Origin of the sequence: Ereboglobus luteus (assembly GCF_003096195.1) — a bacterium.
GTDB lineage: Bacteria > Verrucomicrobiota > Verrucomicrobiia > Opitutales > Opitutaceae > Ereboglobus > Ereboglobus luteus.
Map to the genome: position 1 here is coordinate 825,126 of NZ_CP023004.1, position 12,282 is coordinate 837,407.

The window sequence follows — 12,282 nt, forward strand, 5'->3', positions numbered from 1 at the left end:
CTATTTGTTTCGCACTGCAAAGAAAACCTTCGAGCACTATTTGTCATGCCAGAGAACATCACCGATTCCAACCAACTGCACCACGCGATCAATCTGCGGCTCTCGCTGCTCGGCTGCCCGCCCGTTGACGAGGCCGACATTGCCATGACCGATCTCGCCGCGCCGATCGTCGCGCGCTTTCGCGAAACCACGCGCCAAATTTCCGATCCGCTTTCCCCGGTCGACCATCGCATCCAGGCCTGGCTCGACTCGTATCTTTCCGATGTCGGCGGCGTTCCCAAGCTGCCCAACCGCACGTTCATCCTCGACCAGCCCGGCCTCGCGCGCGCGCTTTCGCTGCCGGCCGATGGCGACGAATTCAGCTCCCCGCTCGTCAAAAGCTATCGCGTTCGTCAGGGCGTGCTTCACAACCCGGCCAACGACCGCCGCACCACAAAGGGCGTGTTCCACGTCGCCGAGGGCGGACTGCCGATCCCCGACGACAAGTTTGCCGTGCCGAAAAGCGTCTTTGGCAAAATGCTCGCGCTCGCCTTCGAGCCGCCGCGCGAACTCATGCGCCTGCCGTTCACCGCAAACCGCGTGCGCGAGGCGGGGTGTTTTGTCTCGTTGCACCTGCGCCCGCTCGTGTGCCCCGCCGTGCACGGGTTCATAGACGAGAAACGCATGGAAATGCGCTTCTTCGCGCCCGGCTCGCTCGTCAGCAACCTCGATTTTGTCGAGGGCATTTTCGGCAACGCCGGCGATCCCTACCTTCCCGAAAACGACGCCGGGCTCGATATCGACCACTGGATCGGGCACACCGGCTGCGTCATCCTCGCGCCGCACCTCACGCAAATCCCGAAACACGCCGCCGGTCTGCCGCACTACGACCTCGCCACCGAGCGCCAGCGCCGCGACGGCATGTGCTGGAAGGACGAAAAGGAACTCTACAACAACGGCTCCGCGTTCAAGCTCACCGCTCGCAATCACAAGGGCGTGATGGTCACCATCATCGCCGACAACTACTACGGTTACTGCAAGAAGGAGGTCAAAACGCAGATCAGTTTTTCCTCCAACCTCTACGGCCTCACCGAGGAGGAGCACGCAGGCGGCGCGCTCGTGTTTCCGAGCTACGACCTCGGCGACAGATTCTCATCCTACACCGACGAGCACGCGCAAAACGTGGCCGATGTCATCGCAAAATTCCCGGGCCGCTTCACGCTCCAGCCCGAGGGCCACGCGTTCGATCTCGAGCATCCGGAAATCATCATCATCCCCGAGGTCACCACTTTCGACCTGCGCGCGGGCACGATCACCTGGATTGCCGCCGACGGCGAGCTTCACACCATCAAGCTCCTCGCCGGAAAAATCTACATGCGCCCCAGCGGCTACCGCGTCCACATGGAGCAAATCACCGGCACCGGCGAGCGCTCGACATGGCGGCTCGTGGGCACCCTCGCCGAGGGCGTGCTCTGCCACAAGCCCAGCACGGTTTCAGGCGGCGGAAAATCGGAAATCTCCAAGTCCATCTCCTACGCAATCCTGCCCGGAAATGTTTTTGTGGCCGATTTCGACCGCGACTTCGACCAGGTTTCCACACTGCTCAAGCACGACTACTCGCAACGTTTTCGCGACCCCGCGCGCCGCGGCAAGGACACACGCCCCATCCTCAGCTCGCATCGCTCGCTCGGCTCCGTCATCAAGCTCCTCACTCCCTCGCGCCGCGACTACACCGACGAATACAACAACTGGCTCCGCACGATTCCGCAGCACATCAAGCAGCTCATCTTCGTCCTCAAGCGCTACTACAAACCCGAGTGGAGCGACAAGTGGCTCAGCCATTTCTCGGTGGACACAATCAACGGCATGCCCGGCTACGAGCTCAAACTCGACGGCCATAAAATCGTGACCAACAACATGCGCGTCGGATTCGAGGAGGACGGCTCGTGGCGCGTGTTCGGCCTGCGCAACGACTTCCACCCCGTCGCAAAAGTGCAGGTTGAGGACGACATCACCGCGTCCGTCGTCGCGCCCGCATCCGCGATCAAGGACCTGCCCGAGCAGTGCGCCGGCGCCACTTCGGTGAAGTTTGTCAAAAACTGCGAGGCCCTCCTCTTCCAGCGCCCCGACGACGCCATCCATCGCGGCTACGACCGCCAGGCCGAGGCCGACATCGCCTCGCCCGGCACCTTCCTCTCCAACTACGAGCCGCTCATGCAATCAGACGCGCGCAAGCTCCTGGAGGACGCCATCGGATTCCGCGCCTACACCAAACCCATGCGCGACATCATCCGCGGCGCGATCGCTTCAAACACGCCCGCGTATTTCGTGTCGTCCGCGCACCCGCGCGTCATCGACGGCAAGCCCTCGAAAAACCCGCGCTACCTGCAAGTGCGCCCCGACATCCTGCATCCGCTCGACACCGCGCTCGCCGACCTCGCCGCGCGCCTGCACCGCCGCCTCACCTCCCACGCACCGCTGCCGACACCCGTTGACATCCTCGTGCCCGGCCGCCGCAACAATCCCCCCGACGGCAAAATCCGCCCGCTCGCGGTTTACAATCCCATTCACCACATGGAACTGCCCGAGCTCTTCATGGAGTTCATCAGCTCCATGACCGGCAAGTCGCCTTCGACCACCGGCGCCGGCTCCGAGGGCGCGCTCACCAAGGGCCCGTTCAACACGCTGCGCCCGATCGTCGACCTGAACGCGTCGCTCATCTCGCTCATCCTCACCGGGCACGATGTGTTCCTTTCCGCCGCCGGCTACGTCGGCCCGAAGGCGCGCGTCGACCACGACATATCGATGCTTGTGCCCGAGGTGTTTTCGCGCATGTCGCTCGCCGAGCGCAGCGCCAAGGCGCTCATTGCCGACGGCTGCTTGGAAAAAGTGCCCGACATGGAGCACAACGGCAAACCCGTGCTCTCAAGCCGGCTCGGCTACCGCATCACCACGCGTTTCGTGCGCATTTATTTCGGGCGCGTGTTCAACCATCCGCACTCCGTCTTCACCGACGAAATGCTCCATCCCGAGCAGCAGGACATGGACATCTTTGCCGACGGCATGGACAACATCTGCGTCACCCACAAGCGCGTTGCCGACAGCTATTTCGCCGACGGCGGAATCGACCTTGCCGTCCCGCCGCTCAAGGCGCTCCTGCACATCATGGCGCACGGCCACTACGAGGGCAAGGGGCTCGACGCGCCGGAAGTCCGCGAACTCTTCACAAAAGAGCACATGCTCGAAAGCGACTGGTATGCCGAGCGCCTCACCGCGAAACAGCGCTACGAAGTCGCGCTCTGGCGCCGCCATGTCGCCTACCTCGAGTCGTATCTCGAACGCCCCAACACAAAGGATGTGATCGACGACCTCGACATCAAGGGCCGCCTTGCCCACGCGCTGAAACGCCTGGATCACGTCTATTCCCCCGCGTATCTGGAAAGCATCAAATACACAATCGGCGTGCAACCGATCGCGGAAGCGTAAGGACGCCGCTCAAGATTTCGCAGTTATAAAAAACTCTATTCCGGAAACCAGTTCCGCGCGGCAGCCTGTTTGCCAAGGACGGTGTTTGGACAGCGAATCACCAGCGCCCGATAAAACCGGTTGGCCTCCCCCGGATCGCGTTTTTTGATCCAGCCGCCGGCGGTGTTGAGCATGCGCGCGGTCTCGTCGGAGTCATTCGGCATGAGCGACGCCGCCCACCACCCGAGATCCGCCGCGCGATATCGATAGTGAAAACGCTTCCGCGGAACCGCGTGCGCCTCGACACGCTGGAGCTCATCCGCGGTCGGCGCGCCAAGGCCGCCCTCGCGTCGCAACTTATCACGTCGCGCCCCGGCTATCGGACTCCACTCGAAATTGCCGCCCCAAATGGAATAGTCCGGCGCCAGTTCCGTGCCGAGCAACGCCATGCCATTTTCGTGCAGGCTCGCAGCCGCGTTCCAAAATGCCTTCGCGCGCTCGCCGGGCGCGCGCTCGCCGTTAAACCCGGCGCGCACATCATCCACATAAGCGGCATAGATTTGCCGCAACTTTTCGGGGAAATACGCCCTCGCATCCTCCGGCTTGTTCGCCCGCGCCAGTCGCCGCGCGAGCAGGTGGCGGAGTTCGTTGCGCAGAGCTTTCTCATCCTGTTCCTCGCGCTCTTCGGCGACCGAGAAAAATTGCCGCTCATCTGTTCCGGTTTGTTGCGGACAATGTTTATCCACGAACGCCACCAACTCGTCGAGCACGAGCACGCGCTCGGCGATATAGGCGCAGTCCTGCCAGTGCCCGCCGCGCAAAAACGCATCAAGCGCCCCGGCATATTTGCCCGCGCCCATGCGAACGCGCCCCAAATCCGCCCATGCAACCGGGCGAGCCCCGCCGGTCAGCTCGGGGCTGGACGTGACTTTTTCGAGAAGCCCGCCGGCACGCGCCGCGTCGCCCGAGCGCAACGCGAGCTTGGCGCGTATCCAGTTTGCGGGCACGGAGGAGGCGGAGGCGCTCTTGAGCCATTGCGCGGCAAGATCGAAATAACCGGCCTGATAGGCGAGCCACGCGAGGCGGTCGGTGTCGGGCACATCGCGAAGTTCCGCCTCGTCCAAAATCCCCGCCCAGATGCGGGATTGGCGGTCCAGTTTTTTTCCGGCCTCATCATCGAACCACGGGAAAAGGCCAAAACGGGCGAGCAGATAAAGTGTCAGCACGCGGCGGGATTTTTCGTCCCGCGCGAGCTGGCGAAGATGCTTGGCGCCATCCTCGGATTCCGCGGATTCAAATGCGTCGCGGGCGACGGCGCGCAGGGAAAGCACGGCGCCGCGGCGATCCCCCGCGGCGTGCTGTCGGAGGTAAAGGTGAATGGCCTCGGTGCTGTAACCGTTGAAGAAATGCGCGCGCGCCTCCCAGCCGAGACTCGCTTGAGCGAGATCCGAAATGTCGTCAAATCCGGCTTCGGCGGCATCGCGGGTTTGTTGAAACCACTTCACGCCGTGAAGCATTTCGCGCATGGCCTCCACGGGCATCGACTGGCGCTCGGGAATGCCTTCCCCTTGCGCGTCGGGCACGCAGAGACGTCCAAGCATGTAGGCGGCGTTGACAGTGTAGTGGCGGCGTTCGTCAGCGGGAAGCGCGAGCAGGGTTTTCCAACGGTTATCCGCGGTTTCATGGTCGCCCTTCCAGTATGCGAAAGCGCCGTTCAAATAGAGGGCGAACTCCGCGGGCATGTCGCCGGAAAACACCGGCGGGCTGGCCCAGTCCTTCGCAAAGATGACCGCGCGCGCGGACTCCAGCTCGCCGGCCAGTGCGTCGATGCGTTCCTGCGCGTAACCGCGCCTGGCAAGCTCAATGCGGAGGACACCGGTTTCGGTGAGCTCGTTTTCGCGCTTGGCCTTGTTGGCCGCAATGACAAGGGCGGCTCCCGAGTCGGCGGCGGCGGCTTTTTTGCGCGGCGCGATTTTTTCAATCTCCGCGGCAAAATATCCCTCGGGCGCCGACAGCAGGCTCACGCTGCCCTCGGCGAGATAGGCGTTGGGAAAATCGGGGCCGCAGGCGCGAGCGTGCGGGATGAGGAAGCAGGCGGCGGCAATAACGACGGCCCGCATGCGATGGTGTTGCTCAAGGAATCGTGGCATTGATGGAAATATTGGTGATTGGTTTTTTGTCGGGAGAATCGAAGCGAACCCAGCCGATGACACGACTATGCCCGGGGGCGATTTCTGTCGACGCAAGCGATCTCATGCCGACGAGCGCGCGGGGATCGTCGCGGTCATAATAAAAACTATATCCGCCAAGCCCGTCCCGCGACTCCAGACTGGCATCGCCGCTCCATGTGATTTTCACCCGCTGCGGAAGCGGCTCGGTCGTGTGCCCGCGATTGATGATGACGATTTCCGCAAGGCCGGGTTTGGCGCGATGGATTTCAACTGCGAGATGCGAGATTATCTCCCCGCCTTCAATGACAGCGGAAAATGTTTTCCCGGTCCATGCGAGCCGGTCGTTTTCGGCGGGCAGTCGAAACCAGATGATGCCGGTGGCGCGGGGCAGTTTTTCCGCGGCGAGTGTTTGCGCGAGCGCCTGCATCGCGCGGGGATCGGAACGCACGGTGCGCAGTTGCGCGCCAGGCGGCCAGTCGCGAGGGGTTTCCGCGGCGAGCCCGATGAAGCGGCCCTTGTCATCAAACCCGAGCGTGTAGCCGTAGGTGGGCAGCGCGACGCGAAAGCGGGTGCCTGCGCGCGCCGCGAGCCCGTCGGCGCCACGGCACCAGTGCAGGGCCGCGCCAGGCTCGCAGAGCGTGAATGTGTCGTCGATTGCGCGGGGTTTGTGGAGCGAGTGGACTTGCAGCACAAAGCCGTCCGCCGTCCGTGCGAGGTCGACAAACTCCCGCTCATGCTGGAGCCAGCAGGGCAATGCGGTGAAGGTAAGCGGAGTTTCACCCGCGGCGGTTTTGAGCGCGGCGAGCCAGCCGCGGTAAAGGCCGAGTTTCGACTCGGGGCAATCGAAGTCGATTTGAAGCTCGGACGGCGCGAGTCCGGCGTTGCGCACGGATTCGAGAAGCGCGGAGGCCTCGGCGACAATTTGAGGCAGGGCGTCCGCGAATTGTTTTTCCGAGTTTCGCGTGCCAATGCGAAGCGCGAGGCCGATTGGTTTTCCAAGCGCGGCGAGCCCGGCGTAATCAAAACGAGGACGAACGATTTTCGGGGACGCCTTATCCCACGAAATCTCCGAGGCCAGAACGCAGTAGCCGTTGACCTGGCCGCTTGATGCGCGGAGCGCGTCATCGACTTGGGCGGCCGGCTTGCGCTGCCAGATGTAGGCATCGTGTGTCCACGCCGCCCCGGCCGCGGCGCGGGCGCATGTTGCAAGCAAAAGCAAAACGATGATGCGGCGAAGTTTGTCCATGGGCGGTTGAGGGTGCATTCGGGATGTGAAGCGAGTGTGAAGCGTGCATGAAATCCATGAGAAATAAAAAACGCTCGCGAAGGCGGATTTTTTGCGCGAATTGTTGGGAATTGTGGCTTCCCAGACTTTGCATTTCCCATCGGCGCGGCACCTTCACCAGCTTTTCGGCGGACGTGAGGGCAATCTCACCTACGCCGAGCAAAAGCTGAAGGTCACGCTCGTCTCGCGCGAGGACTGGCTCAAGATCAGCGGGCCGGCGGAGGCGGTCGCGCAAACGGAATCGCTGTTCGGTTTTCTCAATGAGGCGCGGGCGCAGGGGCTCGTGATTCGCACGCCGGATTTTCACCGGTTCGTCGACACGGTGGCGAGGGGCGAGCTCGAGCAGTTGCGAGGCCTGTTTGAAAAGCCGCTCGTCATCTCCACCAACCGCAAAAGCATCGTGCCGAAGACGCTCGGGCAAAAAGTATACTTGCAGGCGATTCAGGAAAACCCGGTCGTGTTCGGCATCGGGCCGGCGGGCACGGGCAAGACTTATCTCGCGATGGCCGCGGCGGTGTCGGCCTTACTGAAAAACAAAGTGGAGCGAATCATCCTGACGCGCCCCGCGGTGGAGGCGGGCGAGGCGCTCGGGTTTTTGCCGGGTGATTTGCGCGAAAAAATCCTGCCTTATTTGCGCCCGCTCTACGACGCGCTGCACGACATGCTCGACAACGACGATGTGGCGAGCCTCACGGAAAAGGGCGTGATCGAAATCGCGCCGCTCGCCTACATGCGCGGCCGCACGCTGAGCAATGCATTTGTCGTTCTCGACGAGGCGCAAAACACGACGCCGGAGCAGATGATGATGTTCCTGACGCGCCTCGGCGAAAACTCACGCATGATCGTGACCGGCGACGTAACCCAGATCGACCTGCCCCGCGTGAAACAATCCGGCTTGGTGGAAGTGTCGCGCATCCTGGAGGGAATCGAGGGAATCGACTTCCACTATTTCAGCGGCGCCGACGTGGTGCGCCACCCGCTTGTGCAAAAAATAATCGAGGCCTACGATCAATACAAAAACCCGATGGGCGGGCAGCAGTGATTCTTTTGCCCCCCGGATTGCCGGGATGAAAGCCCCGATTGCCGGACGGATGCGTCGCGCCAGGTGATCCCGGGCAAAAAAACAAATCGTGAACATTAAGAATTCGCGCTGTCTCACGTATTTGATCAAATAGGTTTCGCTCCCGCCAATAAACCCATTCCCCGCCATGCGCCCCTTGCCCGTCATCCTTGCCCTGTCAATCGCAGCCAATGTTGGATTTGCCGTCGTCTGCATCGTCGCGCCGCGCGATTCCGCCCGGCAATCGCGCGCCACGCAAACGAACGCCCAGGCGGCAAGCAGCATCCCCAAGTCCGATCCCGCGCGCCTCGCGGAGGCGCTCAAGACAAATGACGCAAAAACGATCTTCGACCAGCTCCGCGCGCTCGGGTTCACGGACGCCAACGCGCACGACCTCGCGCGACGGTTCATCTGGATGAAGTATTACAACCGCCAGCGCGAGATCCTCGCCGCCAAGCGCAGCGCAACCGGCCCCTACTGGCGCGGCCCCGACCAAGGCACCAGAAACTACACCGCCGAGGAGCGCAAGGAACTGCGCGAACTCGCCAACCAGGCCAACCGCGAAACAATCGCCATGCTCGGCTCGAACGTGACTGACGAGACCGCCGCGCGCTACGCATTTTTGCCCCAGGAAAAAGTTGCCCAGCTAAGGGATCTCCAACGCGATTACAGCGAAATGGTCAGGGAGATCGGCGAGGAAGCCTCGCGCTTCAGACTCCCCTCCGACTCAAGCAACCAGCGGCTCCTCTACGAGGAATTTCAGAACGACCTGAAAAGCATTTTCACGCCCGAAGAACTGGCCGCCTACGAGCAACGCTATTCCGCCGCCGCCATAAACGTGCGCCGCAGTTTCGCCGGCATCGACGCCACCGAGGCGGAATACCTCGCCGTTTACAACGTCATGAAATCCGTGAGCGACCAGTATCCCATCTCCTCCCCGCGTGATCGTGACGCGATCGCCGCCCGCGCCGAGGCACTCAAGCAGGCCAACGGGGAAATCAAGATGGTGCTCGGCGATGAGCGCTACGCCGATTACATGCGCGCGCAAAACTCCGATTACCGCAGCCTTCAGGCCGCCGCCGACCGCTTTCAAATCCCCGTCGAAACAATCAACAATGTTTACGCCCTGCGCGATGTGGCGTCCAAGGAATACCACAGCATCAACACCGACACCACGCTGTCCGCCGCCGAGAAAAAGCAGGCTCGCATGGATGCCGCCGCAAAAATCCGCGCCCAAGTCTGCGCGCAACTCGGCGAGGAGGTGGGCAACGCCTATCTCGAAAAAAACATGGCCGTGCTCAAGCGCATGTCCACGGGAAGCGCCACGGGGAGAAACTCACCCTCAAAAAGGCGGTAGTTCAACCGTCCGCCGTGCGCAGCTCCCGCAATTCCCCGGCGCGCACGCCCAGCCGGTCTCCCATCTTTGCGAATGTCTCCACACACGCCTCGCTTTGCGCGATCAGGTCGTCGTCAAACTTGATCCGACCTTTTTCGAAAAGCGTGATCACGCACGAGCCGCCGAATTTGAACAGCCCCTTTTCCTCGCCCTTCTTCACGGAAAAATCCTCCGGGTAAGTTTGAATAATCGAGCCGACATTCGTCGCGCCCACCTCGATGCTCGCCATCGTGCCAAACGCATCCGTCTCGACCAGCGTGATCATGCGCTTGTTTTGCACGAGGTATTCAATGCGCCGGCGCAGCGCGATCGGATGCACCGAATACAGCGCGCCCTTGATCAGCCGCGCCTTGCCCGCCTTGCCCGCCGCCGCGAAATGAAACCGGTGGTAATCCACGGGGCACAATCGCGAAATCACCATCGCGCCCCCGGCAAATTTCCGCGTCAGCTCGCGCCGCGCCTCCGGCAAATGCCCCTCGCCCAGCAAATCCTCCAGCGCAAACTTGCTGCCCTTCACATAAAACCCGCCGGCCTTGTCCACATCGGGAAACACCAGGTGCCGCCCGTCCGCCGGAAACACCGCCGTGTCGTCGCCCGGCGCGATCGGCCGCGCCTCGCGTTTCAGCGCGCGCATGAAAAACTCGTTGAACGTCCTGAAATCAAAAACCGACCTCGCAAACTCCCCCTGCTGCTCCTCCAGCCCGTAGTCGATCACAAAGGGCAGCACATACCGCGCGCTGCTGCGCCAGTTCATTTTCCAGCCGTAGTGCCACGAAAAAAACTTCCGCTTCACAAACGCCCACAGAAAAAAACGCCCCACGGGATTCTCATACGTGAAACGCAGCCAGCCCTCCTTGTAGATTTTTTCGGTCTCAAGCTGTTTTGTGTGTCGGTTGTAAAACTGGATCGGTTCGCGTGCCATGAATGCGTCGAACATCCAAAAAACTCGGGCAAAACGGAAGCCTAAGTTTCTTGCGCATTGCGCCACACCCAATGCGAATCATCCTTTTCCCCCCGGGGCTTCATCCTTGCATCCGCCCTCCGCGCGTCGCATGGTTGTCCTCTTTTTCAGCAAAAACAGGCTCATCGATAATGAATCAAAACATCCGAAACATCGCGATCATCGCGCACGTCGACCACGGCAAGACCACGCTCGTTGACAAGCTCCTTCAAACCGGCGGCACCTTCCGCGCCAACCAGCAGGTCGCCGAACGCGCCATGGACTCGATGGACCTCGAACGCGAAAAAGGCATCACTATCAAGGCCAAGAACACCGCCGTCAAATGGCAGGGCAAGACCATCAACATCGTCGACACTCCCGGCCACGCCGATTTCGGCGGCGAAGTCGAGCGCGCCCTGCGCATGGTTGACGGCGTGCTCCTCCTCGTCGACGCCTACGAGGGCACGCAGGCGCAGACGCGCTTCGTCCTCCGCAAGGCCCTCCAGCACGGCCTCAAGGTCGTCATCGTCATCAACAAAATTGACCGCGAAAACGCCGACCCGAAAAAAATCTACGACCAGGTGCTCGAACTCCTCCTCGAGCTCGACGCCAACGAGGAGCAATTCAACGCGCCCGTCGTTTACGGCTCCGCCCGCGACGGCTACATGAAGCGCAAGCTCACCGACGAGAGCAAGGACATGACTCCCCTCTTCGACGTCATCCTCGACCACATCCCGCCGCCTTTCGCCCGCCCCAACCAGCCCTTCCAAATGCTCGTCTCCAACATCGACTGGAGCGACTACGTGGGCCGCATCGCCGTCGGCAAAATCCTCGCCGGCAAAATCGCCGTCGGCGACAATGTCTGGGTCATTCGCAGCCAAAGCAAGCAGCGCACCCGCGCCAAAATCACCAAGCTCTTCGAATACGCCGGCCTCGGCACCGAGGACGCCACCGCGGCCGCCGCGGGCGACATCGTCGGCCTCTCAGGTTTCGAGGATGTTGATATCGGCGACACGCTCGCCGCGCTCGAGGACGCGCACGCCCTGCCCTTCACCGACATCGACCCGCCCACGCTCGAAATGCAGCTCGCCGTCAACGACGGCCCGCTTGTCGGACGCGACGGCAAACTCGTCACCTCGCGCCAAATCCGCGACCGCCTCTACAAGGAGGCCAAGACAAACATCTCCATCCAAGTCAGCGATGCCGACGCCGCGGGCGTCTTCAACATCAAGGCCCGTGGCGCCATGCAAATCGCCGTGCTCGTCGAGACAATGCGCCGCGAAGGTTACGAAGTCCTTGTCTCCCGCCCCACCGTGATCGAGCGCCATGAAAACGGCCAGCGGCTCGAACCCTACGAAAACGTCTGGATCGAAATTCCCGAGGAATGCGTCGGCGCGATCATGCAAAACCTCGCCAACCGCAAGGGCCAGATCACGAACATGGAGAAGCATCCGCACTATACGCTGATCGAGGCCACCATCACCACACGCGGACTCATCGGCCTGGAAATCGATCTCGTCAACGCCACCAGCGGACGCGGCGTGATGAGCCACCTCTTCAAGGAATACGGCCCCTGGGCCGGCGATCTCACCACGCGCCTCACCGGCACGCTCGTCGCCACCGAGGCCGGCGCCACAACCGCCTACGCGCTCGACTCGATCCAGGAGCGCGGACGCCTCTTCGTCGGTCCCGGCGAGGAAGTTTACGAAGGCATGATCGTCGGCGAAAACCCGCGTCAGGAGGACATCCCCGTCAACGCGACCAAGGCCAAGCAGCTCACCAATTTCCGCTCCCAAGGCGAAGGCAAGGGCATCCAGCTCACGCCGCCGGTGAGACTCTCGCTGGAGCGCGCAATCGAATACATCGCGCCCGACGAATACGTGGAAGTGACGCCGAAAAACTTGCGCCTCCGCAAACGGATTCTGAGCGCCCTCGAGCGCCGCAAACAAGAACGCGCCGCCCGCAGCGCAAGCTGAACGCGCGGGG

The 12,282-nt window shown here is 62.1% G+C and carries 7 protein-coding genes; 4 read left to right on the forward strand and 3 right to left on the reverse strand.

Annotation, left to right across the window (positions count from 1 at the left end; translation table 11 throughout):
- The first annotated feature begins 45 nt into the window (after positions 1-45).
- Positions 46-3,465, forward strand: coding sequence for a PPi-type phosphoenolpyruvate carboxykinase family protein (locus CKA38_RS03115; protein ID WP_108826379.1), 3,420 nt, complete (start codon positions 46-48; stop codon positions 3,463-3,465).
- A 35-nt stretch (positions 3,466-3,500) separates the two neighbouring features.
- On the opposite strand, the gene CKA38_RS03120 is transcribed toward CKA38_RS03115, so the two are convergent.
- Both CKA38_RS03120 and CKA38_RS03125 read right to left on the reverse strand, forming a co-directional pair.
- Positions 3,501-5,594 carry a hypothetical protein gene (locus tag CKA38_RS03120; protein ID WP_108824185.1) on the reverse strand — a complete coding sequence of 698 codons (2,094 nt, stop codon included), beginning with the start codon at positions 5,592-5,594 and terminating at the stop codon, positions 3,501-3,503.
- Positions 5,578-6,861, reverse strand: a complete 1,284-nt coding sequence (locus tag CKA38_RS03125; protein WP_161554700.1) for a DUF3142 domain-containing protein — start codon at positions 6,859-6,861, stop codon at positions 5,578-5,580. The genes CKA38_RS03120 and CKA38_RS03125 overlap by 17 nt, the downstream gene beginning before the upstream one ends.
- A 112-nt stretch (positions 6,862-6,973) precedes the next feature.
- Between CKA38_RS03125 and CKA38_RS03130 the strand changes: the two genes are divergently transcribed.
- Positions 6,974-7,942, forward strand: coding sequence for a PhoH family protein (locus tag CKA38_RS03130; protein ID WP_108826380.1), 969 nt, complete (start codon positions 6,974-6,976; stop codon positions 7,940-7,942).
- A gap of 166 nt (positions 7,943-8,108) precedes the next feature.
- On the forward strand, positions 8,109-9,317 hold the full coding sequence (locus CKA38_RS03135; protein WP_108824187.1) for a hypothetical protein: 1,209 nt from the start codon (positions 8,109-8,111) through the stop codon (positions 9,315-9,317).
- A gap of 1 nt (position 9,318) precedes the next feature.
- On the opposite strand, the gene asd is transcribed toward CKA38_RS03135, so the two are convergent.
- Positions 9,319-10,278 (reverse strand): archaetidylserine decarboxylase, encoded by a 960-nt coding sequence (asd, locus tag CKA38_RS03140; protein ID WP_108826381.1) that lies wholly within the window; start codon positions 10,276-10,278, stop codon positions 9,319-9,321.
- 170 nt (positions 10,279-10,448) lie between these two features.
- Between asd and typA the strand changes: the two genes are divergently transcribed.
- Positions 10,449-12,272: a translational GTPase TypA gene (gene typA / locus CKA38_RS03145; RefSeq protein ID WP_108824188.1), complete on the forward strand. Its 1,824-nt coding sequence runs from the start codon at positions 10,449-10,451 to the stop codon at positions 12,270-12,272.
- Positions 12,273-12,282 lie beyond the last annotated feature (10 nt).